This window comes from Paenibacillus sp. LjRoot153 (genome assembly GCF_964253085.1).
GTDB lineage: Bacteria > Bacillota > Bacilli > Paenibacillales > NBRC-103111 > Paenibacillus_E.
Genome location: NZ_CAXUQH020000001.1, coordinates 4167761 through 4192193 on the forward strand (window position 1 = coordinate 4167761; position 24433 = coordinate 4192193).

21 protein-coding genes and 1 pseudogene are annotated in these 24433 nt (G+C 41.1%); 9 read left to right on the forward strand and 13 right to left on the reverse strand.

Going from position 1 to position 24433, the window contains the following annotated elements:
• The first annotated feature begins 299 nt into the window (after nucleotides 1-299).
• Nucleotides 300-1454: an MFS transporter gene (locus ACSQ8P_RS17860; protein WP_436239544.1), complete on the forward strand. Its 1155-nt coding sequence runs from the start codon at nucleotides 300-302 to the stop codon at nucleotides 1452-1454.
• Between the two features lie 123 nt (nucleotides 1455-1577).
• Here ACSQ8P_RS17860 and ACSQ8P_RS17865 read toward each other — a convergent pair whose 3' ends face one another.
• Nucleotides 1578-2441: a hypothetical protein gene (locus tag ACSQ8P_RS17865; protein WP_436236393.1), complete on the reverse strand. Its 864-nt coding sequence runs from the start codon at nucleotides 2439-2441 to the stop codon at nucleotides 1578-1580.
• A gap of 217 nt (nucleotides 2442-2658) precedes the next feature.
• Between ACSQ8P_RS17865 and ACSQ8P_RS17870 the strand changes: the two genes are divergently transcribed.
• A complete protein-coding gene (locus ACSQ8P_RS17870; RefSeq protein WP_436236394.1) occupies nucleotides 2659-3243 on the forward strand; it encodes a TetR/AcrR family transcriptional regulator in 585 nt (194 codons plus the stop codon).
• A 7-nt stretch (nucleotides 3244-3250) separates the two neighbouring features.
• Nucleotides 3251-3997, forward strand: a complete 747-nt coding sequence (gene map / locus ACSQ8P_RS17875) for a type I methionyl aminopeptidase (RefSeq protein ID WP_436236395.1) — start codon at nucleotides 3251-3253, stop codon at nucleotides 3995-3997.
• Nucleotides 3998-4046: 49 nt separating this feature from the next.
• On the opposite strand, the gene ACSQ8P_RS17880 is transcribed toward map, so the two are convergent.
• A complete protein-coding gene (locus ACSQ8P_RS17880) occupies nucleotides 4047-5738 on the reverse strand; it encodes a P-loop domain-containing protein (RefSeq protein WP_436236396.1) in 1692 nt (563 codons plus the stop codon).
• 964 nt (nucleotides 5739-6702) lie between these two features.
• Entirely contained in the window at nucleotides 6703-7542 is an 840-nt protein-coding gene (locus tag ACSQ8P_RS17885; RefSeq protein WP_436236397.1) for a bclA protein, read from the reverse strand.
• Between the two features lie 421 nt (nucleotides 7543-7963).
• On the opposite strand from ACSQ8P_RS17885, the gene mraY reads away from it, so the two are divergent.
• Complete coding sequence (mraY, locus tag ACSQ8P_RS17890) at nucleotides 7964-8929, forward strand: phospho-N-acetylmuramoyl-pentapeptide-transferase (protein ID WP_436236398.1); 966 nt, start codon at nucleotides 7964-7966, stop codon at nucleotides 8927-8929.
• A gap of 87 nt (nucleotides 8930-9016) precedes the next feature.
• Nucleotides 9017-9778 carry an alpha/beta fold hydrolase gene (locus ACSQ8P_RS17895; RefSeq protein WP_436236399.1) on the forward strand — a complete coding sequence of 254 codons (762 nt, stop codon included), beginning with the start codon at nucleotides 9017-9019 and terminating at the stop codon, nucleotides 9776-9778.
• Between the two features lie 230 nt (nucleotides 9779-10008).
• Here the strand turns inward: ACSQ8P_RS17895 and ACSQ8P_RS17900 are convergent, their stop codons facing one another.
• The 3 genes from ACSQ8P_RS17900 to ACSQ8P_RS17910 all read right to left on the reverse strand — a co-directional run bounded on the left by ACSQ8P_RS17900 (nucleotide 10009) and on the right by ACSQ8P_RS17910 (nucleotide 14172).
• Complete coding sequence (locus ACSQ8P_RS17900) at nucleotides 10009-10464, reverse strand: DinB family protein (RefSeq protein ID WP_436236400.1); 456 nt, start codon at nucleotides 10462-10464, stop codon at nucleotides 10009-10011.
• Between the two features lie 376 nt (nucleotides 10465-10840).
• Nucleotides 10841-13333 carry a sensor domain-containing protein gene (locus ACSQ8P_RS17905; protein ID WP_436236401.1) on the reverse strand — a complete coding sequence of 831 codons (2493 nt, stop codon included), beginning with the start codon at nucleotides 13331-13333 and terminating at the stop codon, nucleotides 10841-10843.
• Between the two features lie 374 nt (nucleotides 13334-13707).
• Nucleotides 13708-14172 (reverse strand): DUF2975 domain-containing protein, encoded by a 465-nt coding sequence (locus tag ACSQ8P_RS17910; protein ID WP_436236402.1) that lies wholly within the window; start codon nucleotides 14170-14172, stop codon nucleotides 13708-13710.
• Between the two features lie 358 nt (nucleotides 14173-14530).
• Between ACSQ8P_RS17910 and ACSQ8P_RS17915 the strand changes: the two genes are divergently transcribed.
• Both ACSQ8P_RS17915 and ACSQ8P_RS17920 read left to right on the forward strand, forming a co-directional pair.
• On the forward strand, nucleotides 14531-14968 hold the full coding sequence (locus ACSQ8P_RS17915) for a DUF2231 domain-containing protein (RefSeq protein ID WP_436236403.1): 438 nt from the start codon (nucleotides 14531-14533) through the stop codon (nucleotides 14966-14968).
• A 94-nt stretch (nucleotides 14969-15062) separates the two neighbouring features.
• Nucleotides 15063-15488 (forward strand): SRPBCC family protein, encoded by a 426-nt coding sequence (locus ACSQ8P_RS17920; RefSeq protein WP_436236404.1) that lies wholly within the window; start codon nucleotides 15063-15065, stop codon nucleotides 15486-15488.
• A 632-nt stretch (nucleotides 15489-16120) separates the two neighbouring features.
• On the opposite strand, the gene ACSQ8P_RS17925 is transcribed toward ACSQ8P_RS17920, so the two are convergent.
• Nucleotides 16121-16714, reverse strand: a complete 594-nt coding sequence (locus ACSQ8P_RS17925) for a hypothetical protein (protein WP_436236405.1) — start codon at nucleotides 16712-16714, stop codon at nucleotides 16121-16123.
• A 350-nt stretch (nucleotides 16715-17064) separates the two neighbouring features.
• On the opposite strand from ACSQ8P_RS17925, the gene ACSQ8P_RS17930 reads away from it, so the two are divergent.
• Nucleotides 17065-17709, forward strand: a complete 645-nt coding sequence (locus tag ACSQ8P_RS17930) for a 50S ribosomal protein L25 (protein WP_436236406.1) — start codon at nucleotides 17065-17067, stop codon at nucleotides 17707-17709.
• Between the two features lie 187 nt (nucleotides 17710-17896).
• On the opposite strand, the gene ACSQ8P_RS17935 is transcribed toward ACSQ8P_RS17930, so the two are convergent.
• The 5 genes and pseudogenes from ACSQ8P_RS17935 to ACSQ8P_RS17955 form a co-directional block, all read right to left on the reverse strand.
• Complete coding sequence (locus ACSQ8P_RS17935) at nucleotides 17897-18430, reverse strand: RNA polymerase subunit sigma (protein WP_436236407.1); 534 nt, start codon at nucleotides 18428-18430, stop codon at nucleotides 17897-17899.
• 303 nt (nucleotides 18431-18733) lie between these two features.
• Nucleotides 18734-18907: pseudogene (locus ACSQ8P_RS17940) on the reverse strand (small acid-soluble spore protein H); the annotation flags it as partial.
• 146 nt (nucleotides 18908-19053) lie between these two features.
• Nucleotides 19054-19992 (reverse strand): DUF3231 family protein, encoded by a 939-nt coding sequence (locus tag ACSQ8P_RS17945; RefSeq protein WP_436239545.1) that lies wholly within the window; start codon nucleotides 19990-19992, stop codon nucleotides 19054-19056.
• A 975-nt stretch (nucleotides 19993-20967) separates the two neighbouring features.
• Complete coding sequence (locus tag ACSQ8P_RS17950; RefSeq protein WP_436236408.1) at nucleotides 20968-21582, reverse strand: polysaccharide deacetylase family protein; 615 nt, start codon at nucleotides 21580-21582, stop codon at nucleotides 20968-20970.
• A 58-nt stretch (nucleotides 21583-21640) separates the two neighbouring features.
• Complete coding sequence (locus tag ACSQ8P_RS17955; protein ID WP_436236409.1) at nucleotides 21641-22069, reverse strand: MarR family winged helix-turn-helix transcriptional regulator; 429 nt, start codon at nucleotides 22067-22069, stop codon at nucleotides 21641-21643.
• A 159-nt stretch (nucleotides 22070-22228) separates the two neighbouring features.
• Here ACSQ8P_RS17955 and ACSQ8P_RS17960 point away from each other — a divergent pair, with 159 nt between their 5' ends.
• Nucleotides 22229-23539, forward strand: coding sequence for an amidohydrolase family protein (locus ACSQ8P_RS17960; RefSeq protein ID WP_436236410.1), 1311 nt, complete (start codon nucleotides 22229-22231; stop codon nucleotides 23537-23539).
• A gap of 234 nt (nucleotides 23540-23773) precedes the next feature.
• On the opposite strand, the gene ACSQ8P_RS17965 is transcribed toward ACSQ8P_RS17960, so the two are convergent.
• Nucleotides 23774-24343, reverse strand: a complete 570-nt coding sequence (locus ACSQ8P_RS17965; protein ID WP_436236411.1) for a 50S ribosomal protein L25 — start codon at nucleotides 24341-24343, stop codon at nucleotides 23774-23776.
• Nucleotides 24344-24433 lie beyond the last annotated feature (90 nt).

A 24433-nucleotide genomic window follows, 5' to 3' on the forward strand; every position in this document is an offset into this window, starting at 1 on the left:
CAGTTCTTAAATTCAATGAAAATTTCCTATGAATTCAAGTTTCAGTCATTTATCTTGTGACCTTCTAAAAGTATCTAGGGTGATAACTTGACAGTTCAAATTATTTAGAGTTATAGTTAGCACCTATTATAACATACTGTTCAGTACGTTATTTGGTTTGGCAAAGGAAAACTTAAGGAGGCATTATCTGTACTATGGAAAAGTTCGTTGAAAAAGTCGCAGCATTGGATTATACCTCAGTAAACGGGGAAACGGTGCAAGATGCGTTAATTACACCAGACTCATTTCCCACCTCTTCAATGTCTCAAAAATTAGCACTCTTGTTTGCAATCGCCTGCGGACTGGCTGTCGCCAACATATATTACGCACAACCTTTGCTGGACGCTATTTCAAACGAGTTCGATATTACTCCTTCATCCGTCGGCATTGTTATTACAATTACGCAAGTTTGTTATGCACTTGGATTGCTATTGCTAGTGCCCCTCGGCGATTTATTACATCGACGTTGGCTGATCGCTGGACAGATGCTAGTATCCGTGTTGGCTTTGATTGTGGTCGGTACCGCCACAAACAGTATGGTGCTATTCATAGGCATTGCTGCGGTTGGATTGCTTGCCGTAGTGACACAGACGCTCGTTGCGTTCGCGTCAACTTTGGCTGCCCCAGCAGAACGAGGGCGTGTTGTGGGTGTTGTGACAAGCGGAATTGTTATTGGTATTCTATTGGCGCGAACATTCGCTGGCGTATTAACGGATTTAGCTGGTTGGCGTTCTGTCTACCTTGTCTCAGCAGTTTTAACGCTAATTATGGCATGTGTATTGTTTCGGGTGCTGCCGCATGATGAGCACAAAAGAGAATCACTATCTTACCTACAGTTGCTTCGTTCGATGCTCACGTTGTTCGCACAAGAACGAATTCTGCGAATCCGTGCTGTACTTGCCCTGATGATTTTTACTGCTTTCAGTATATTATGGACGTCCCTAGTGCTGCCTCTCAGCGCTCCGCCGCTTTCTCTTTCACATACTGCGATTGGAGCGTTTGGTCTTGCTGGGGTTACTGGGGCGCTAGCAGCAGCGCGAGCAGGTCGTCTTGCCGATCGAGGTTTAGGGCAGAGGACCACAGGCGTGGCATTGATTCTGTTGCTTATCTCATGGTTGCCAATAAGTTATACGCAACATTCGCTTCTCGCATTAATCGTAGGTATTGTCCTTCTTGATCTAGCAGTACAAGCTGTACATGTTACCAACCAGAGCATGATTCTTACTTTACGCCCTGAGGCACGTAGTAGGCTTACTGCTGGTTACATGATTTTCTATTCCATTGGCAGCGCCACCGGGTCCATTGCATCTACCAGTATCTATGATTACTTTGGTTGGAATGGAGTGTGCGTGTTAGGTGCATTTGTAAGTGCTTCGGCTCTTCTATTTTGGTTATTGACCCGTCGTATTCATTGATTATAAGACCGGATATCACATAAGTTATTGGATACTCCCGTCATTATCAAGTTTAATTTACATTTTCCGAATAGTGCCCTTTCGATTAAAAACAAAAAGAGACCCACAGCAACAGTCTGTGGGTTAATGATGTCGGTCCATTTGTTTTTCCAAGACGCGGCTTTTGGTGTCTGTGGGTATGAACTGTTTTAAGAACCCATGGTCAAATGTAAAAAAGGCGTAACCATCTTTGTTGCCGATTTCAATGAAATGCTGCCCCTCCTCCACAAAAAGGGATGAGTAAAAAACATCTTCGATTACCGCATCAGGGAATAGACTTCTATCCCATTGAATAACAGTCGATTCGAAACGATCATATTCTGCGACCCAACGATGGATCTCCACTGCAGGCGGCACCCAATCCGTCTGGTTTCCCACCCATTCAGGGATACCGTCATTGTCGAGATCCATCGGGATGGCTGAATGTCCTTGAAAATCGACAACGTTCCAAGAATCGGTTTTGTGATGATAAATCAACAACCCATTCCTTGCACCTATTTGACCAAAAGGGATTTCAATAGACGCCCCAGACACATCCCCAATTAAGAAATTCAACGGATTGATCCAGGCTTGATTTTCATTAAAATTGGTCAAGTTACCCAACTTCCATTGCGAGTTCTTTCCCTTGAGATACCCCGTATATATTAGGGAGGCCTCACTGCCAATTTGATAAATTTGAACTTCCGCCTCAGAGCGAGATAGAACAAAGCTTTTGATAAGCTTCGCCTCAGAAGGAGGAGTGTCTGACTCTAGTGGTTGTTCAAAACTTTTACCAAAGGGATAAGTTGTTTGCTCACGAAACAAGTCAGGTCTATAGACCGATTGCTGGTCACTATGTCGAGAATTTGCTGTTGGCATCCCGGTTTGATGAACCTGATCATTACTGCAAGCGAGAATGCTAAGTAATAGCGGTATCATTACACTGATACACCGGATTATATTCGTCAATATATTAACCTCACTTTCCCCTATGTTTTTCCAAAGCATCATTCAATCATATCTTTAAATAACAAAAAAAGGATAGTCTAAAAGGACCAACTTTTTCCACATCCTGCCCGTCCGCAGTTTTTTATTTCTCTAACAGATAAGTTGCATATCTCCTCTTCATGCGTTACTATGTTTATATCGACAAATTTGCAGGTCTATATAAGGAGGTTTCGCGACGATGTGCCCCCGTACCAAAGAACAAAATGAGCTCATCCGCATGCAGCGCAGTGAACAGATCCTTGACGCTGCCGCTCGCACCTACTTCCGCACGGGCGGCAGCTTTGATATTCGCGACGTCGCTCGCGAGGCCGAGATCGGTTACGGCACAGTATACCATTATTACCCCAACCGACATTTATTAATTGAAGATGTGCTCGCCAGCGGTTTTGAGCGATGCGAGCAAGCTCTGGCCGAATGGGCTAACATCTACGGCGGCGATCAGGATGAGAGACAGATGTTGACGTATTGCAAGTCGCTGCTCCGGCTGTGGGAGTCGGACGCCCGTGCATATCTCGTCTACAAAATGGCGGCGGAACATTATGCAGGCTTACCTGAGAGGGATCGGCACTCCACCAAGAGACGATTCATGGAACGGCTGTATACCCCGCTCCAATCGTTTGCTCAGCGTGAAGACGACAGCGTCGACCATATGCTTGCCGTGCTTGTCGGCTGCTGCGGGCTGCACTACTATGCCGGCACTTCCGAGCTGGATGTCGATCGAATTGCGAAGCTCGCGATGCACGCTATTACGAAGGAGTCCTGATACGAACATGGTCATCTTAAAAAGCAAGCATGAAATCGAAGCTATCCGCAAGGCATGCCAAGTGGTGGCCGAATGCCATCGCACGATTGCCCCGCTTATTAAACCGGGAATCACGACGAACGAGATTGAGCGCATTTTCGAGGAAATTATTTTGAATCACGGCGCGAAGCCCTACACGAAGGGCTACAAGGGCTATCAATATGCTACCTGTGCCTCTGTCAACGATGTGATCGCGCATGGCTTTCCTAGCGATAAGCCACTTGAGGAGGGCGATATCGTGACGATCGACACGGTCGCGGAGCTCGACGGCTGGCTCGGCGATTCAGCGTGGAACTATGCGGTCGGAAAGATCTCGCCGACGGCCGAGAAGTTGATGCGCGTCACGAAGGAATGCCTTGATCTCGGTATCGCGCAGGCGCAACCCGGCAATCGACTCGGCGACGTGACGAGCGCCATCCAACGACATGCCGAATCGAACGGATTCGGCGTCGTACGTGACCTACTCGCGCATGGCATCGGCCGGGACCTGCACGAGGCGCCGAACTATATGCATGTCGGCAAGCCCGGTAAAGGCCTCCGCATCAAAGAAGGCATGGTGTTCACGATTGAGCCAATGATCACCGAAGGCACTTACTACATGTCAATCGATCCAGACGGTTGGACAGCGCGGACGCTGGACCGTAAGCTCGCAGCCCAATACGAGCATACGATCGCCATCACAGCTGATGGACCACAAATCCTGACTGCGCAATAGAATAATTAGAAGCCGACCACGAGGTGGTCGACTTCTTTTTTTTTCCTTATTAGAGGTGTTCAGCGGGCTCGAGCTGAATAAAATTCAAGTGTTTCATTCGGTTTATGACAGATAATACTTCATTCATTCTTGGTAATTCAAGCCATCTTTCGAAACCAGGAAAAAAGGAAGAAAATACAATATCCACACCTTCCCTCTCCATATCTTCGAGAGCTTTTTTGATCTTTTCATGAAGAATGATGAGGCGATCCTGATTACTAATAGCGATTTTTCGAATTAAAAAGGCAATAGCTGCAACCTGGGCGGGTGATGTGATATTGTAAAGCCCTCTGATATCAATTTGTTCATCACCTATCATGATGTATCCCATGGATGAAACCATCAGCTTTTCTGTACCACTGCCCTGTGGATAGCTCGAAAAGTGATCGGTGGTTATTTTTCTTTCTATCTCCCATTTGGTAAAGGGGATTCGTTCACGTGGTTTGTCGTGTTCACATAAATTCTTTGCTTCCTGAGTTACGTTTTTGGGCACAAAATTGTCCATCAGGATGATTTGATCGGCAACGGATAAAAATTCCCCGCTACCTCCAATAACAAGAACAGAAGATACGCCAACTGTCTCATAAAGCTCCCTGACACGTTCCGTAAAAGGTGTAATGGGCTCATGCTTGATTAATGAACGCATTTTGATGTCTTGAATCATGAAATTCGTCGCACTTCTGTCTTCATCAATAAGAAGAAGCTTACACCCGACATTGATTGCCTCCATAATATTTGCGGCTTGAGATGTGGAACCTGAGTCGTAGTCAGTGGAAAATTGTTCAGCCGAACTATTGGGAATCCATTTAATGAAAGGCGTAATATTGATATTTTTTATGGAACGGCCTTCCTCTGCGGATATTTCCATTGCACTTTGATCTGTAATCACAAATTCTCGTCCGTCGCCCATGCTGTGATTGTAGATCCCCGAATTTAGTGCATCCAGCAATGTGCTTTTACCCGAATAACCACCGCCGGTGATGACCGTCACACCTTGTTTTATTCCCATTCCTCGCACACCACAAATTTCAATTTCAATATCTTCCGGGGATGTAAAAGGCAAGGCACCCTCCAGTGGCCCGCTGTTGTTTGTATTTCTTGGCAAAATACTGCCATTCGCAATAAACGCACAATATCTACTAGATTTCAGCCATTCGCGAATCATATTTTGTTTTTTTACCAATTCATAGGCAGCATTTAATTTGATGAGATCCCACTTGGCAATTAACTCCTCCACTTCTTTTGGAAGCATTTTGCAGAGCATGCGCATAGCTTTATCATTATTTTTGAATGGAAGTTGAACTGTAATCATTAAGCATAGATACCATTGTTCGGAGATAACTTCGACAAAGGATGCATTACGTTGCAACACCACATTAGTTGGGCGGAAACAATAAAAAGCACCATTATCTTTATCAGAACGTGACCGGTTATAAATCAATTTATTTAATGCCTCAATATGATCAACCCATTTTCTTAATGCAAAATCTGAGAGAACAACTTGATCCATATGTTCATCTAGGCCGAGACGGTCAAAAGGTATTTTTATGGTGATACATGGTTTATCCAGTGTGAGTTTATGTGTCCGTTCAATGTAATACGCAACATCATTATACCAATAGGTTGGGTCAGATACCGTACCACCATCATCAAAGTATGAACCTTCATAAATCATACCGTAAGCTGACTGATCGGATTGCAATGATCGAAAATATTGCGCGAGTCTTTTAATAAAGCATCATCCTTTCATATTTGGAAAGCGGTGAATAACGGAGAAAAATGCCGAAGTTGAAACGATATCTCACGAAGGGGGGGGGACCCTTATCCTTTGGAACAAGGCAACGACGAAACCGATCGACCCCTAATCTCCAGGTATGAGCCTGCTCAAACATAGACCGGCACTGTTTGAAATTTTTCGCAAAAAATGAATTCCATCCTAAGTAATTCAAGTTCAATACATAGTCCCCCTGATAGAGTTCAGATCAATTTGCAAAGATAAATGAGTAAATCCTAACCAATTTCAAAAAAACACTATTGTTGCCTTGACCACCCCTTTTTGTCAAAAAAAATAACAGCCACTCCAAGAAGTGGCTGTCATACACCGGCAAGAAAGCTTAAACGTTCCTTCTGCCTAAATATAAAAGCCCTGAGAGTGAACCTACCCTCAGAGCCTAATGTAATCGTAAAAGAATAACTAAAAAGTAGCATGAGGATAAGACGTATATTTTTTTGTTTTCATTGTCCTCACCTCGTTACTTTTTATTTTTACTGCAACACAATCTTAACATTAAGATCATCCACCATATAGGGAAAGATTAATTATAATTAACTCAAACCCTGAAATAGGTAAAAGATGCCCCATGCTCGTCTGGCTCATGTAAAGCTGCAGCCAAGATTTTCTCTGCGACCATTTCAGGAGTATCTGTTGGAGAAGAAGATCCTTGTCACTGTTGCTCGCGAGCACCAAGAGCGTTTTTACCAAAATCTGTTGCGGTTGAGCGCGAATAGACGGTAATTGATGTATTCAATCGATGTGAGGAAAGTGGTGTTGTCTTACTAACATTGGATGTATGGGCAGATATTCATCCGTCCTTAGTGACAATTCCTAGCGACTTGGACTTCACAATTCCCCAGCCAGCAGGCCAAGATGGGGCAGTTCATTTATCTTAAAGAGGATTCGGTACCATTAAGCCGGTAATCTGACAGATTGAGATAGCAGCTGGGTTCGTTCCAGCACCAGGAGGGTCAATAATGACAATTCCCTGACCAAGTCCAATGATGGTTCCTGTTACCATGCCGAATGTCCCTCCATCTGTCGTCATAGCTACAACAGTGGTAAGCGTTGCAAGCCGTTCACGAAGCGCGCCTTCACAACAATCACAATCTGGATCAGCAGGCGTCAGTGGAAACTCATTTGTAATAGCACTAGATTGAACGCCAACAATCATGCAGATCGGTACAATTTGCGTAGCACCTTGGGCTGGAAATGTTAATAGGAAATCGCTTACTATCACATCATCACTTGAAAAGTCGATATTATTGAAGATTTGATCAACAGTACCAACATCAACCGATGTAGCCTCTAATATCTTTAGCTCTTCTAAAACAGATTGCATAGGGGTTACACAGCAATCACATTCGTCTTTCGCAGGAGGTCCCGGTGGTCCTTGCATGCCTGTTGGTCCCATAGGCCCTCTTGGCCCTCTATCTCCCTCTTTCCCTCTTGGCCCTCTTTCTCCCTCTTTCCCTTTTGGCCCACGATCTCCCATGTCACCTTTCGGTCCAGTGGCTCCCGTACTTCCTTGCGGTCCTGTAGCTCCTGCGGCACCTGTATCCCCTCGTGGTCCTACTGGCCCTTGGGTACCTTGGGGACCTTGGGGACCCATTGGGCCTATAGGTCCACGTTTACAAATCACTTTTATTTTACAACACTTAGATTTCTTTCTTTTTTTAGAGACAGCTTTGCTTTTATGTCCGATACTTTTCTTGGCTGCACTATATGCCATACTTTAGCCTCCTAGATTTAAGGTACTTAAGCATATGTGTAGCTCAAAGTTATTGATTGGACAAATGTATATAGCTAGTAGACAAACATCCCTGTTATATGAAAAATAGATACTTGCCCTTCCCTAGTTTAGCCAGTAGTGACCTGTACGTTCCATGCCAACTATAACATCCTGGAAGCCTTGATCCATTGAATCTTCTGAAAACAGATAATTTCTAGTAAAATGTTGGAATAAACGTTCATTTAAGAGATGAGTGTTTATATAATCCAATTAATTTATAACATAGTAATTATTTAATTGGGACATATCGGCTAACCTTTTAATGGTTAGTGGTATCCCCTTAAATAATGCAGAGGAATATTTGTCCACATGGTGTACGTATAATAAAACTGAATGATATCGTTAGGGGAGAACCAGTCCAATGGAGAGTTCATTACTTAGTGCTATTAGTATTTCGTTTCTGCTTGTTGCTATATTAACACCTATTTTAATATGGACGTTGCGTAGTTTAAACCTAACTCAACCTATCAGGGTAGAGTTGCCACCGGACCATCAAGCAAAGCGTGGTACTCCGCTGATGGCAGGCATTATTCTACTTATAGGGGTAATTACATCAACATACTTCCATCCTAAGCCACTGGTACTTTTCCTTGGAGCAACTTTTGTTTTATTTGGCATATTGGGGTTCATGGATGATTTTAAAAAGGCTGCTTTTCAAGACCCCTCTGGTATTTCAGGAAAAACGAAACTGATTTTTCAATTCGCTTTCACTATCGTATTGTTGTTTGTGTTACTTTATCAGTTCAATTTGAGTTCAGAAATCACCCTATTAAAAGGTTATAACCTCCATTTACCAATTTTCGCATATCTGATATTAATAATGTTATTTATAGTGGGTTCAGCCAATGCAATAAATTTTACTGATGGGCTGGATGGACTTCTAATAAACGTTGCAATACCAACTTTCTTTTTCTTTTTTGTGATTTCGGAAAGAATTGAAGTACAGACTTTCTCATTAGTAATGATTGGCTGCTTGTTAGGTTTATTTATATATAATATTTATCCAGCAAAAGCGTTTATGGGGGATACTGGGTCTCTTGCAATAGGTGGTTCTCTTGCTTTCTTGGCTGTAATTGAAAAGGTTGAAATTTTGATTCCGATATTATTTTTTGTTTATCTAGCAGAGCAACTATCTGTCATTTTGCAAGTTTGGTATTACAAGAAAACCAAATTGAGAATATTCCGAATGGCACCTATTCATTATCACTTTAGTTTGAAGTATGGCTGGAGTGAGAATAAAATCGTGATTGTATTCGGATTCATATCTTGGATATCAGCATTTATTTCTTGGATTATTTGGAAATATATACTAATCCTCAACGCCTAACTCTAAATTCCCGAATAATGGAACCCGCAAACGTTAATAACGTATCACTAATGTGAATGCAGTTATAACAATGTGAGGTGTCGTGCATTGGCAATAGAGATATCTAAAATGAATACTTCAAAAGGGAAAATACAATATAATATTAGCGGGAGCGGCAAACCTAATATTGTATTAATTAATGGAGGTTCTGGACCCCTAGAAGGTTGGATGAAAATACTCCCCGAAATTTCGGAGTCGTCATCTGTATTTTCCTATAATCGTTTTGGTGTTTTGGGTAGTGATAAGCCTAGCGAACCCCAAGATGGGCTTTCGATTGTCGAAACGTTACGGGAGGCATTAAAGATAGTAGGATTTGAACCTCCATTTTTGCTTGTTGGACATTCTTTAGGGGGATTATATGTAAATCTATTTGCCCGGCATTACCCGAACGAAGTAGCTGGCATTGTCTTTTTAGAATCCAGCCATCCGAAAGACATAAGCCTTAATAAATATCAAGGTAAGGTAGTAAGAACAATTAACAAGATGTTCACGATGTTTGATGCCTTTTCTTCTCATAAACAATTCAATGAAGTTCATTTTGTAAAAAAAACGGTGGAACAAATCCATGAAATCGATCATTTTCCCGACATACCTGTATATGTGATTACAGGCGGCAAAGAAAATCGCATGATACCAGAGGAAGTTCGTAAAAAGCGAATAGAGCATCAGTTGGAACTTCTTTCATTGTCTAAGTACAGCAAACATATCTCCGCTGAAAAAAGCGGACATTTCCCTCAGTTTTCAGAGCCAAGAGTGGTCACCGATACGATCAAAGATTGCATCGAACAAATAAAACAAACCACGTTGTAGCATACTTCTACGATCTACTCCCGTTACTTGAATGAACAAAAAAAGGGAGCTGCCGCGAGGCAAGCTCCACACTATCGTTCTCCATTAGTTTCCTGTAGATTGATAAATTTCATCATCGAAACCTAAAGGATGAAATCCTGCGAATAGACGAGCTTACGTGAGGAAATCAAATCATAACGAGGGAGTTCAATACCAATCCCATTCCGAGTAATGGTGATTATTAGGCCCTGTTAGAGCCTCGCGAACGTGATGTAATCGACTTGGACAGGCTCTGCCGATTCGATCCGAAGTGCCCGGTTGATCTGTCCCCGGTGATATTGCCCATGTAAGAGGACCTGCAACAGGATGTCCCGGACGGACGTTCGGAACGGAACCCCGCTCTGGTTCGCATAGTCGATCATCTCGTCCAACTCGGATTCCTGGAGCCCTTCGATATAGACGCGATATTGCTCGGCGTTTTCTTCGAACATCGTCCGGATCGCCGTCAGGTCTTCCGCTTCCTCCCACAACGAATATTGCGTGCTGCCCTTGCATTGCAATCGGGACAGCCAGACTCGTTCCGCGACCGCGACGTGCCGAACCAGCTTCACAAGGTCCTTGTTCTTCGTCTCACTCTCCTCGAGCGCGTCCACGATGCGTCCGTCCGCCCAGTACAGGTGGTCCATCATGCACTTGATCGTTTTCATTTCGGTTTCCCCCTCTTCGTCTCATCGATTACTTGAACCTACTGTTATAATGTCTGACTTTTCCAACTCCGTTTCGAAAAACATAAAATCACTAATACAATCAAAGGGAAATGACTCGTGAAGACCTCCACAGTATTAACGACCCTGGAATCCAGTATTTTCGAAGTATACAAAGACTATCTATTCGCTATTTGGTTAAATAATCCTGCTGCCCGTTAGCTTAACTGTAAGTCCAGATTTCAGCTATATTTTAACCGAACTAACCTTCTTTCTTATCATCCCATAAAACAAAAAAGCCGCGATTTTCGCGGCCATTATTGGGCAAGTAGGTTATTCATCTCCTGTTCAAAACAATCACCTAAATCAGTTATAAGCTTCATGTAATGTTGTTATCTCTTAACAGCTTGGCAAATGCCTCAACATGCAGAGGACGACTGAAATAGTAGCCTTGAATCTCATCGCATTGCAGCTCCTTCAACAGAGCATATTGCTCAGCGGTCTCTACACCCTCAGCCACAACATTCATATGCAGCTCTTTAGCTAAAGTCATAATGCATTGAATAATGCTCCGATTCACTGAATCCGTAAGGATTTCCTCCACAAAGGATCTGTCTATTTTCAGTGTATCCAAGGTTAACTGCTTCAATAAATATAAAGAAGAATATCCGGTTCCAAAGTCGTCTAAGGAGACCTTGATATTCCTTTTTTTCAATTCGGCCAGCAGCTGAGTTACTTCGATTTCATTACTGATGAATGAACTTTCTGTAATTTCAATTTCCAACTGCCCCGCGGCTATTCCCGTTGCTTCAATAATGTTATCTATGGTTTCCAAAATGTTTGGCTTTATTAATTGTTTCACGGAAAAGTTGACCGAAGTTGTAACGGGTTTTAAGCCTTGGTCTTGCCAAATTTTATTTTGCTTGCAAGCTTCATGTAATACCCATTCGCCTATTGGAACAATAAGTCCCGTTTCTTCTGCAATCGGTATGAACTCAGCTGGAGAAATCAGGCCCCATTCAGGATGCTTCCATCTAATCAAAGCTTCAACCCCAACAATCTCCGTTGTTTGCGTATCGACACGAGGCATGTACATAAGGAAAAATTCCTCTTTGTCCAACGCTTTTCGGAGATCGTTACTTAAATTAAAATGCTTGAAGGATTGTACATTTAAAGAAGCGGAGTAATATTGAATCTGGTCTCTCCCTTGAGACTTGGCCACATACAAGGCCGTATCCGCATTTTTGAATAAAGTCTCCACCGTACTTCCATCCTCAGGCGACATACTGATGCCTATACTGATCGTGACATGAAGTTCGTACCCTTCTATTACAAAATCTTCCTTAGTTAGTTGTGTCAGCTTGTCGGCAAGCCGACTAATTTCATTATGATGGTTCACTTCAGATAGAACGATGCAAAACTCATCGCCACCAAGACGATAAACAGTTTGACCTACCAGTAAACATTCCTGTAGTCTCCAGGCAAAGTACTTTAATAATACATCACCAAAGGAATGTCCAAGTGTATCATTTACATATTTAAAACGATCCAAATCGATTAACATGACAACAACCTTTTTGTTGGCAATTCGACTACTTTTCAAGCATTGATCCAATTGTTCCTCGAACATCCTCCGATTAGGAAGCGTCGTTAAATAATCATGATAAGCTAGAAATTGATTTAACTCCTCTGTTTGCTTTCGTTCCGTTACATCTAGAACGGTACCGATTGTCGCCAGCTTGCCCTGATGAAGAACTTTCTTATAATGAACCTCGATAATTACGATGGATTCATCCAGCTTAATGCCTCTGTGACAAAAATTTTGTACAGATTCACCTTCAGCCAAGAATGATATTTCATCTACCACTTTTTGTTGATCTTCAGGGTGTATAAGGCTCAGCACCTTCAGACCTGTTATCGTATCATATCCCATCATCTTATTTAAGTGTGGATTCGAATAGATGAAGGTTCCCTCCACGGCAATAAATACACCAACAATTGACTGTTCAACCAAGCTTCGATATTTGGTCTCTGCATCTATTAATGAACTCTCTATTGCTTTTTGAGCTGTAATATTTTTGGCAATTCCGTAAACCCCTACTAACTCATTATTAACTATGATGGGGATATTGGTCACGTTAAATTCAAGAATGGATCCATCTTTATGAATACCAGTCGTTTCATAATTTTGCGGAATGCAAGTTCGTATGGTTTCCATAAAGAAATGATTAGTCTTTTCTCTAGAAGCTGGCTCCACCAAATTTTCAAAATTCTCATACAAAATCTCCTCTTCACTAAAACCAAACGTTACTAGAAGAGCAGGGTTACACGAAATGAAATTACCTTGAAGGTCAAACGAAAATACTGAATCAGGATTATTATCAAAAAGGGATTTATAGTACTGCTCTTCCTCTACCAAGCTTAGCTGAAGCTTCTTATGTACAGTAGTATCCTGAACGAAACCAATGATTCGGGTTAACTCATTAAGCTCATTCACTAAAAACTCGGTAACTTGAACCACGTTACGTATTTCTCCATCTGGATGGACGATTCGAAATTCAATTTCGTACCCAGCTTTTTCATCAAGAGCTACGTTGAACCTTTCAATTGTTCGTGTACGGTCATCAGGGTGTATAAGTGTATGGAATTGATCAAAGTTCATAGAAAAGTCATCTTCTATTCCATGTATATTAAATAGTTGAGTAGACCATGTAGTAGCATCCTTTTGAAAGTCGTACTCCCAATATCCTACATTGGCTATTTTTTGAACTAACTCAAAATTTTCATATCTTCTTTTTAGATGGCCAATTAATTGTTCGGAGTTCTTAATATTTTGAAAATGATCTTTATGAATTCTGTAATTTTTGGACATTTGTGGTCACACTCCACACTTCGTTTGACATAACCTTGAGCTGTACCCATAATTATACGTTGATCTTGTTAGAGAAGTATGAGGTAATTTGTAGCTGCCACAGAGAATGAAAATACTACTTGAAAAATCGTTTCCGAGAGCTAAACTAACTTAAGTCTAGCGTATATCAACCAACATCATTTATCTCTTTTCTTAATTTGTTGATTTTATTCTGTGCAAACCAACCTGGAAATCAATCTTGATAAAAGGTTTTACGAAAAATTGAAAATACATTGGATTAGCACAAAAATCCCTCTGACCAACGCAATTACTATTTGTGCGAAACTTCATTTGAGCATAAGAAAACCGCCTTGGTTAAAAGGCGGTTCATTGAGCTATGGGGCATTTTTTAATGGCTTTTGAAGTACGTCCACAATGGCTGCGATGATACTTGTTGCTAAAATACCCATTAGACATAATGATGTAGGTCCCGCTGCATCATCACTAGCTGTAACTTTAGCTAGTACCCTTAAGCTTACTATTCCTAACAAAATGAGAAAAATAACTGTAAAAGCACATTTCTTTATAATCTTCAGAGATTTAAGGGATAAATCAGAGAAAGCATTGTTCTTTTCGATGTAGGTTAATAGTTTATATGCGTGATACAACGCAACAGAAAACGCAATACAGAATCCGTATGCACATACTAAAAAGGGGATTAGGAAGTAAGCCGTATCTGGATGTACCCTTGCATCTCTTACAGCTATCTCAGGCAACCAGATACACAAAGCAAGCACGGCAATTCCAATCAGAAAAATAATAACTTTTAAGAAAGTGGTTGAACCTCGTTTAACATTCATTTAAAACACCTCACTTATTTAATGACAACATGATTTTAGCATATAATTTATCGTTTAACAATAAATATGCATTGTTTTTTATTGTATTATTATTGTTATTGAAATATCCGTTTGATTTCACACTAAAGTTCTGATCCGGCGCATACGATGTTTATTAGCTTGACCGAAGTTCCCATATTTTGGAGATTTCCGATATCGTGGGACTCGATAATTACCGCCATTTCAATAAAATATTTAAACGTCAGACGGAAATAGACCATTTTTTTGTCGAATTATGGAAAAAAACATTGTTTTTTATATATACTTCTGCGATACTTTTAAATGTCAGTAAATAAATAGGAAAAAGGGGTATTATTTTATGGACTTTATGTTAAAAAATCTGCACAATGTTTTTAATCATGTTCCTGTAGCAATGCTAATTTTTAGTTTCATCTTTGACTTAATTGCTGCTTTGTTTAAGAAAAAGGAATGGAATTTTGCGGGGTTACTCTGCTTGATCGTAGGGGCTTTGGGAGCGATTGCAGCAGTACTCACTGGACCTGCATGGACGAAAAATCCACTCTTTCCTGACCACCAATTATTCGGACAGTTAACGATGGTTGCAGCAATTCTCCTCCTATTGACTCGATTAGTCTTCCGCTTTTGGAGAACATTGGATATCGGGAAGAATCCTTTTTATTTAGTTGGAGCTCTTGTCATGGTGATCCTTGTAGCATACACGGGTCATCTGGGCGGAGAAATGATCCATAAGAAGGCCCCAACCACTCCTGTTAAAGTTGAGGCTGTCCAAAAATAACAATGGCCCCCTTAATTATGGTTCATCATTAGTTTAATGGTATAATTAACTACTGTAGATACTCTAAATTACATATAGTGAGGCGGTAATTAGAATGGAAACAGTTAATCAAACAATAACGGTAGAAACCACGGTACATGCACCAGTTGAAAAAGTGTGGGAATATTGGACAGAACCACAGCATATAACAAAATGGTCTTTTGCTTCTGATGATTGGCATGCACCAAATGCCGAAAATGATTTAAGGGTTGGCGGCAAATTTCTTACAAGATTGGAAGCAAAGGATGGAAGCTTTGGATTTGATCTTGGTGGAGTTTATGATGAAGTGAGAATTAATGAATTTATCTCATACACTATGGGAGATGGAAGAAAAGTTGCCATCACTTTTATTCGTCAAGAAAACGATACTAAGGTAATTGAAGCTTTTGAAGCAGAAACCACCAATTCCATCGAGATGCAAAAAGCAGGCTGGCAGGCGTTTCTAGACAATTTTAAAAAATATAGTGAAATTTCTAAATAAGAAATTTCTAAATAAGATTAGGATATAGCGAATGAATCGGACTTGCAGCTTTAATCATAAGTATTGAAACATTAATTAAACCTTCCATTCGGAAGGTTTTTTATGCTAAAAAAATTTTGCCGGCAGCCTTTTACTTATTGTGCTATCGTTCACCGTCCCTCAGTTTTACTTGAAATATAGTCATCTTAAGAATACTAGGATGTTGTGACCATAATGTACCCTTTTTAAGACATGCGGGAACAGAAGAAATAAACTGAAGACCCTGTGCGTACTGCTTCAGATCACCGAACCAGTCAGAATTGATGCAATTGTTCGTTCATATCAAAGTCTTAGACTGCCTGAAATCAATAGTGCAGCAAGTCCTCCAATGTCTGCCCCATTTTGAATCCTAATGACAATAAACAAGACAATAGTAATAGCCGAAATCAAGAAATCCAAAATATGAAGCAAAATTATCAGTATGTATTTTACTCATTACTCACCCCCCCTTTTGTTGCTGGAACATACCTAATAGTTAAACACAAACAGCTGGCTACCACCACGCTCTACTGCTCGTTACTTGAATGAAAAAAAGGAGCTGCTTCAATGCAACTCCTGGTTAGTTCAATAAAAAGTGCTTATCACTTTTTTTGTTATTCGTTATTTTTAGGCTTTTCTATGAAAAACTCGATCTCTACGTTCAAACGAAGACTTTCTTGGCTCACCATCGAGTCGTTTAACGGATCGAAATTAGCCGATCCAGATACCTGGTAGTCCCCCCAAAGCAGTGTGCCTTTTTTAGATGCCTCCCACACGACATTAATGAAGTCGACGTATTCTTTCGGATCTTCCGGGCTATAACCGCCACGGGGTACAAATCTCTCTCTCAACGGCAGTCCCTTTTTCAGGACCGTCATGCGTGCAGGCTGATGCATACCGTAGCGGATATCAAAGTTTCTCATTTTCTCTTTCGTCGGGAAATAGAACGGCGAGTTGGCATGGGCGATTTTGACTTCTGCTTCAGCTCCTATGTATTCAAGCTCCGCGTAGACTTCCACTTTCTCGCCTTCGGCGTAAACTGACTTCTCGGAAACGAGGCGATAGACGAAATCTCCTTCAGTCACTTCCGCCTTCGCCTTCGATCCAATCGGGGACTCTTTTACGTTTTGCTCGTCATACTTTACATCTCCTGAGCATCCTGACAATAAGACTGCAAAGGTTGAAATAATGACTAAAAACTTACCCAACCCGATTCACCCCATACATTCTTTACTTTTCTATCGATAATTTAACATGTTAAGAATACTAGGAATATAGACAATTTGTTCCATCATTCAACCCGTTAGCAGAGTGAAGGGCTACCTAAACGCGGCAGCCCTTCAGATGTTTAACTCCCTCGGTTCACCGATAGCGAAGTAATGGATTACCTTAGTGAGTCACCTTATAGATAACCGCTTCGTCCCAAGAAAACGCAGTTGTTTATTTCTGGGATGGAACCTCGAAAGTTGGGGTATGTTATAAACTAGCTGTTAATCACCTGGCAGTGCGAGCTTCCGCTCAATTGGATGCCGGGCTAAATTAGGAGGTTCTTTTTCATATGGCTGTCTCTTTACAAGCAGAAGTCCGCAAAGAAGCAACAAAATCAGAAATTAAGCAAATGCGTTCCAAAGGGAAAATTCCCGCTGTCGTGTACGGCAAGAAAATGGCGACTACGGTCCTAAGCATCGATTTGAAAGAATTGCAGGTCGTTCTTCGGCAAAATCCTCATGCCATTATTGATTTGGCTATCTCTGGCAGTACAAAAAGTCAACCGGTCATGATTAATGAAATTCAACGCAATCCGCTGAACCGCGAGTTGTCCCACATCGACTTCCATCAAATTAATATGGATGAGCCGATCAAAACGGTCGTTGCGCTGGAATTTATTGGTGATGCTGTGGGTGTGCATGATGGCGGTATTATTCAAATTCAGATGCACAACATCGAGATTCGCTGCATGCCGAGCCAAGTTCCGACTTCCATTCAAGTGGAAGTATCTAGCTTGGGGCTAGGTGACAACCTGCATGTCAGTCAAATTGTAGTGCCCGCCGGCATTGAAATGAAATCCGACCCGAATGATATCGTCGTGACAATTCTGGTGCCTCAGAAGGAAACGGAGACTCCAGTGGCTGCGAACCATGAGGAGCGTGTGGGTGAAGCAGAGACGTCCAATGAGGCTGCAACAGTAGGCCAGCCTAGCTAAGCCAAGTTAGATCCGTGCAAAGAAGCCCTGCGCCAACGCGTGAAGGCTTCTTTCGCTAAGCCTAAATATGTAAACAGTTAACACCAGCTTAGTAGTATCAGTACTGGCCCCTTCTATGCTACTTAAAAGCAGGCAGCCTCGTCTTGGTTCTCATTGAACTATCGTTATCCGTAGTTAAACGATTTAGTTATTGAATAGGTTGAAATGCAACATTCCAAATACCATCTTCGTCTTTAATCATTTGGAAACCCGACTTAGCTTCTGCGTCATTTCTTGATTGATACTCAATAAATCCTTCAAAATCGCTTGTTTGTATGAATTTTCCTTTATCAATATTTTTAAATAGTTTAAGGACCTCTTCTTTTGTCCCTCTGTCTGAAACTGGAAAGTTTTCAAACTCTTCTTTTGTCCATAGAACATGCCCTTTTCTATCCGTGTACAGAGCATAAATGACATCTCTTATATTATCCAATGAGGCTTGAACGTATATCTTAGCTATACTAATTGGTTCTAACCCTTTTAAATGCTGTTCATTTAAATCTTTTTGAAAGTTGTTATACACCTCTTGTTCTTTGGCTGATAACTTAAAATCAGATGATGAGATTGGAGCTGTAGTCGGAAGTGGTGTTGGGTCAGCAATCTTGTTTTCCTTGTTTAAGCAACCTGTAAGTGCGACAAGTATTACCGCCAATGTTAAAATAATTTTCAACTTCATTTTCATTAATTAAAAGCTCCTTTTCAATCCAGCTAATTTCTGTTTTCGACGCAACTTATTTTCACCTCTTATTATTAACGATAATTGAAGCATTTTGTTGCGTTAAACTGCCCATTAGTTGAGAAAAGGCAGCGGTCCGATTTGGTCCGCTGCCTTCTCATGTTCATATTCAACTCTCGGTTGCAACAGGTTAGTATTTGATATCATAACCAACTGTTCCCCTGCTCTAAACGTCTTTTTTAATTCTTTCAATTATTTAGTCGATGGGCATATCATTTTAATGTCTTCCAGCTCTAACATTTGAGATCTCTCGACTAAACTGCTTAATGGGACGCTTTGCTCGTTTTCTGGTTTATCCAAAGGATAAATTCTGGCTGTTTCATTCTTTTCGTCGACATTTTGGATGTAGATTGGTGTTCCGTTATAAGTGACATCAACCATGGTAGGTGAAACTGCAATCTCTTTTGCGCGTTGATTGTTCATTTTTTGGCCTCCTTCATGTACTAGTTACATTATTTGTGAATGTGAAAGGATGTATTCATAGAAAGGCAGATACTTAACTCCCTCGGTTCGATTAAGTTATACGGGGGGTTTCCCAGAACCGACTACAATAATTACCCCCATAATATCTATTGTTGGGAGGATAATAGATCTCTATCAGATGCTTGTGGTGGTTGTTCTAACCAACCGTTATTAATCATAATATTGGCCCCATCTTCGGCAAAGTTTAAAACTTCAGATGTTAAACGAGTATAATGCGATGCAAGATCTCTTCTTGGACTAAGCGCTAAGCTTCTTCCGTAGTGAGCTATTCCATCAGCATTTAAAGAAGTAGCGTGAAACATTATAAGTTTATCGGAAAATGTTTTAGTCGTGGAGGTTGTTGGCATTGTATCCCATGCACTTGCAGAAGGAAGGAACTCCTTACTAAGAAGGGAACCGAAAATTTCGACGTGTTTATCTGCAATATCTCTACCCCTGACCAGGTATTCACGAACTTCTTCAGAACTGGCTACTTGGCTAAACCCCATTAGCAATGTCCGTCCTAACTGATTTTGTATGAGATTATAGTAAATGTTAGAAATCTCAATAACATTCAATGGTCTATGATGACCAAAGAAACCAGCCATGTAACTTTGTTTTTGAACATATTCATTTTTAGAGGGAGTTGGGATAAATGGAGCTCGAATGAAAGTACCTTTCAATAACATGATTTCTGTGGCTTTATTTAATAAACGTGCCGATTCATTTAAACATTCAGTAAAATACTCACAAATATCCAGACGAGCGGCATTTGATAAAGCTGTTGTATAGAATTCCAAACCTATTTTGCCCATATTTTGAATGTAGAATAAACAAAAATCATCAGTAAACAACCGTGGAGCTTCTTTTATGACGTCATGTTCCTGTTGGAATCCGTCAGGTACTGGATATTGTTCTTCGTTAAAAAGAGATTTTAATTTTTGAAGATGACTTTTAGATAGACTAAGAGCGAATTCTAGAACTGATTGAATTTCACGGTCTTCAATGTGACTAATAAATGATGCTATTGTACAAACACCTACTATTTTCTCTTATGTTGTTTTATTTTCTTCTAAATTATTCTTAAAGTAATGTAACTTTACACATTCCGTAATGATTGAACCTCATAAACTATTTACAGCTCAGGAATCCATAATACATCTCAGTTTGCTAGATGCGAAATGACTTTCACGGCTTTGAAAAAGTTCTAATAGAAGCAAATCTTCCTGAATAATGAGGAACTTGGCATGCAATGAAAAAGAACACCTCCACAGGATAAAGGTGTTTAGAAATGAAGGAACAAGAGTAGTAACATCATCTTATTCAAGAATTTTCTGTAGGTCAGATAGCCGATCAGTGATTTGCAAGCAAAAAATATAATTGCTGCAACAATAATTAGTATGTAATTATGGCTGATGATTCTAATCCAATTGTTGAGTTTTTCCAGGTGATCAATTTTATCCATCTCGGGCTCCTTGTTGTATAAAGCTTTAGATGTTAGAATACCCGAATTATTTCCAAATTATCTAATCTAACTAATTACAGAAGTAACCGAAATGTGAGTAAACAGCTAGATCAAATATTCATTAGCATCCAAATCAGAGCTACTAACCCAAAAGGAGTCGGTTTCTATTATGAGTAATTCCACAAAATACGTTGGCTTAGACGTATCCAAATCAACGTTACTTGCAGTAAGTCAGGCCCGGCATATGGTATGCCGTGAAACCTTAAAGTATGGAAAAATTAGGGCACCTGTCAAGAAAAGCATTAGACAGACTCTTATTTAATTAGACTGCCGCTGTTGTCATTCAACTAACGTTACTGTTAGATTCCTGTAGATGGATAAATTTCGTATAAGATATACCGAATTATCGTTGGTATGAAACCGACTGGCCACTGTCACTATCATGACCTTTACCCCTTCACATAGAAAAGCTGCATAGAAATTAAATTCTACGCAGCTTCTCCAGTACTTCTCAATATTCATTTTGTAGGAATGATACCCAGATTGCTGCTCTTCTTTATGACTCCGTCATTTGTAAGAGCTCACTAACCGTTACAAGTCGATAACCTTGTTCTGTTAATTCCTTTGCCAAAATTCGAACGGCCTCTATCGTTTGCGAGCGATCTCCAAAGCCATCATGAAAGAGTAAGATGCTCCCGCATCCGATCTGTGCTCGGGTTACCTCAAGAATGTGTTCTACCCCCGGCATCTCCCAATCTCTTGCGCTTCCGTTGAGTGCTCCAATGACTGGATATCCTATTTTGGCAGTAATCTCGTGAACTTCCGGGTTATAATCCAAGTAAGGTGGACGCATGACAACTGGCCGAGTTCCTGTTACCTGTGTAATTATGCTGTCCGTAACGAGAAGTTCTCGCTCACATTCCTCCAAGCTAATTTGGGTCATAAAAGGATGAGAGTAAGTATGGTTCCCAATTTCATGTTGCCTGACATGAACATCGAGAGCGGTCTCGGGATAAAGTTCGATTTGTTTTCCTATCATAAAAAAAGTAGCACGGCCGGAAACCTCATCGAAAATATCTAGCAATTGAGGCGTATACTCAGGGTTTGGGCCATCATCAAATGTAAAAGCAACAGCTTTATGTGTTGTTGAAACTTGTTGAATGATATTCATGCGTTAACCCCCTATCAATTTGATCTCTTAATTTCGTGCGATGTCAAAATCGTCTTCTTTATATGCGCTCATTGATTTTGATCAACAATTTCTTTAAGACTTTCCTCTCCTCATCGGTAAGGACTTGAACGATTTCTTCCTCCACCTTTTGGAATGAGTCTTGAAAGTCTTCAATCAATTCAATTGCTTTTGGCAATACATAAATATTTTTTTGCCGTTCATTATTGGCCGGGATTTTGCGCTCGATGAACCCTTTTTGCTCTAGAACTTGAAGCATGCTTGTAATGCTGGCCCCACGTAGATGAAACCGATCTGCAAGGTCCTTTTGAATAATATGATTATTTTGGTTCTCGTAAATATAGTCGATTACTTTACCTTGTTGAGCGTTTAACCCCAGCTCTTTTATACTCTCGTCCGCTCGTTTCTTTAACTTAAGACCGATAATCTGAAATAAATCCAGATAAGGCGTATCCTTTCGGGATTGCATGATCGTCCCCCTCCTCTATTGATAGAAATCTAATTGTAAGTAACTAAACTATACAGTGATCCAATTGGCTTGTCAAAAAAAATATTAGTTTATTGACAGTTAGATATCTAACAGTTATACTCCGAAATGTTGGACAACAAACACTTGGGAGGAATTCAAATGGAAAAGATAACACAAAATGCTGTGTTAGAACAAGTTACGGCAATTACAAATGTACGTATCTTTGATGGAGATCAAATTATTGCGCCCAGACATATTGTCATTAAAGGGGAGTCCATAATTTCAGTGGGCGGTGACCTTCCAGCCGATGCAACGATTATCGATGGAGAAAATGCGACTCTAATGCCTGGGTTGATTGATGCACATGTCCACACCTCAATCGGCGGATTACGAGATGCCTTAAAATTCGGCGTTACAACAGAACTCGAAATGAACGGCGATTTTACTAAACGAGGGCGCGAAATTCAGTTGAAAAATGTGAATGACGTCGCAGATGTCCGCTCTGCTGGCACAGCAATCACCGCTCCGGGCGGACACCCAGATGAATTACTACCGGATGGAGATGAAATACCTGAATTCGTATTAAAGGAACTAGAGAAGTTATCGCAGGAAGACCGGGAAGCGATGTTGGCCGCATATGCTCACGATCACGAAGAAATACCGCAAGTGACGACGGTGGAAGAAGCGATTAAACATGTGCATACCCAAGTTGAGAATGGAGCCGACTATATTAAGATTATGATTGAAGAAGGAACGGTCATGGGTGTACCTGGCCTGCCTGTACTAAGCGACGAGATTCTAAAAACAGCCGTTACAGAAGCCCACAAGTTAGATAAGCTGGTCATCGCCCACGTCTTGACGGCTCATTCATCGCAAGAAGCCATCGATTTAGGAGTAGACGGTTTGGGCCACTTGTTTATCGACAGACCCGAGTACACGTCCGAGCTAGTGAAATCCATAGCGGGTACAGGCGCTTTTGTTACACCGTGCTTGGTGTTGAATTCATCGATTATTGGAAATCCGGCATCGGAATTGGCGAATGATCCTCGTGTTCATTCCAAACTAAGTCAGGATTGGATCAATATTTTAAACTCAAGCTTCAATACGTTCCCACAAGGCAATATGGAGAACAGCTTTAAGAATGTGATGGACCTACACCGTGCCGGAGTTGATATTCTGGTAGGGACGGACGTCACGCCGGTTCCCGTTCCGAACCTTGGAGGCCTTGCTCATGGGGCCAGTGTCCACCACGAAATGCAGCTGCTGGTGAAGGCCGGGTTCACTCCGATTGAAGCTCTTCAGTCGGCTACTACCAAACCGGCCCGTTGCTTTGGTCTTCACGATCGCGGCCGTATTACCGAAGGTGCGCGCGCTGATCTTATTCTCGTAAACGGTGATCCGACCACTAATATTTCGGATACCTTGTCGATCAAATCCGTGTGGTTCAATGGTTCGCAGCAACTAGGTTAATCAGATTCGATCTCCCTTCACAATGAAAACTAAAGAGGCTTTCCCAAAAGTAAGTATTTTGAGTCTCTGCAGCTGTAAGTCATCTGAATAGCTAAAAAAACCAATGAGCTATGCTCCAAGTTATCTTGAGTGAGCTTTTACAAATAAAAGAGGTAACGCAAAAAATCCCCTTACGGCAGGATATGTCTAAGCTGTTGAACTTAGATACTTTCCGCCGTAAGGGGATGATTTCTTCTAGGCTGTTGCTTCAACTTCCTCATGCACGGTTTTGATTTGAATCATAACCGTATTCGCATCCGTCAACACTTCAATGCCATCCTTGAAGATCAAGTCGGAAACGAGAAGCTTGTCGCCAGTATCAAGACCACTGATATCCACTTCCATGGAAGTCGGCAAATCACCAGGCATACAACGCACTTCTACTTCATAGATTTCGATCTGCAGAACTCCACCGGATTTAACTCCGATTGCCTCTCCAGAAAACTGAATAGTAACTTTGCTGTCCATTATTTGAGTCATGTTCACATGATGAAAGTCGATATGCAGCAGATTGCCCGACATCGCATCCTTTTGGACGCTCTGAACGATGATCGGAATTACTTTCTCATCGGATGTATTGCCCTGCAGAATAGCTCGTGGATTTTTTTTCAAAATATCCAGCATTTCTTTTTCATTTACTTCTACAGACAAAGTATCTTTACCAATCCCATACAACACAGCCGGGATGCGTCCCTGTTTTCTTGCTTGATTCATGTGGGACTTTGTTTCACCAGTGCGCTTGTTCAATTGAATAAATTTACTCATTTGTTTGTTTCCCGCTCTCTTTGACCATAAATTCTTGTCAAAATGATTATAACATGACCATAAAATCTAGTCAAACTTTGATGAAAACCA

What these genes read in the sequence shown, in the direction of transcription:
- ACSQ8P_RS17860 (WP_436239544.1), top strand. Translation starts at nt 300, where the DNA reads ATGTCTCAAAAATTAGCACTCTTGTTTGCAATCGCCTGCGGACTGGCT.
- ACSQ8P_RS17870 (WP_436236394.1), top strand. Translation starts at nt 2,659, where the DNA reads ATGTGCCCCCGTACCAAAGAACAAAATGAGCTCATCCGCATGCAGCGC.
- map (WP_436236395.1), top strand. Translation starts at nt 3,251, where the DNA reads ATGGTCATCTTAAAAAGCAAGCATGAAATCGAAGCTATCCGCAAGGCA.
- ACSQ8P_RS17885 (WP_436236397.1), bottom strand. Translation starts at nt 7,542, where the DNA reads ATGGCATATAGTGCAGCCAAGAAAAGTATCGGACATAAAAGCAAAGCT.
- mraY (WP_436236398.1), top strand. Translation starts at nt 7,964, where the DNA reads ATGGAGAGTTCATTACTTAGTGCTATTAGTATTTCGTTTCTGCTTGTT.
- ACSQ8P_RS17900 (WP_436236400.1), bottom strand. Translation starts at nt 10,464, where the DNA reads ATGAAAACGATCAAGTGCATGATGGACCACCTGTACTGGGCGGACGGA.
- ACSQ8P_RS17905 (WP_436236401.1), bottom strand. Translation starts at nt 13,333, where the DNA reads ATGTCCAAAAATTACAGAATTCATAAAGATCATTTTCAAAATATTAAG.
- ACSQ8P_RS17910 (WP_436236402.1), bottom strand. Translation starts at nt 14,172, where the DNA reads ATGAATGTTAAACGAGGTTCAACCACTTTCTTAAAAGTTATTATTTTT.
- ACSQ8P_RS17915 (WP_436236403.1), top strand. Translation starts at nt 14,531, where the DNA reads ATGGACTTTATGTTAAAAAATCTGCACAATGTTTTTAATCATGTTCCT.
- ACSQ8P_RS17920 (WP_436236404.1), top strand. Translation starts at nt 15,063, where the DNA reads ATGGAAACAGTTAATCAAACAATAACGGTAGAAACCACGGTACATGCA.
- ACSQ8P_RS17930 (WP_436236406.1), top strand. Translation starts at nt 17,065, where the DNA reads ATGGCTGTCTCTTTACAAGCAGAAGTCCGCAAAGAAGCAACAAAATCA.
- ACSQ8P_RS17935 (WP_436236407.1), bottom strand. Translation starts at nt 18,430, where the DNA reads ATGAAAATGAAGTTGAAAATTATTTTAACATTGGCGGTAATACTTGTC.
- ACSQ8P_RS17950 (WP_436236408.1), bottom strand. Translation starts at nt 21,582, where the DNA reads ATGAATATCATTCAACAAGTTTCAACAACACATAAAGCTGTTGCTTTT.
- ACSQ8P_RS17955 (WP_436236409.1), bottom strand. Translation starts at nt 22,069, where the DNA reads ATGCAATCCCGAAAGGATACGCCTTATCTGGATTTATTTCAGATTATC.
- ACSQ8P_RS17960 (WP_436236410.1), top strand. Translation starts at nt 22,229, where the DNA reads ATGGAAAAGATAACACAAAATGCTGTGTTAGAACAAGTTACGGCAATT.
- ACSQ8P_RS17965 (WP_436236411.1), bottom strand. Translation starts at nt 24,343, where the DNA reads ATGAGTAAATTTATTCAATTGAACAAGCGCACTGGTGAAACAAAGTCC.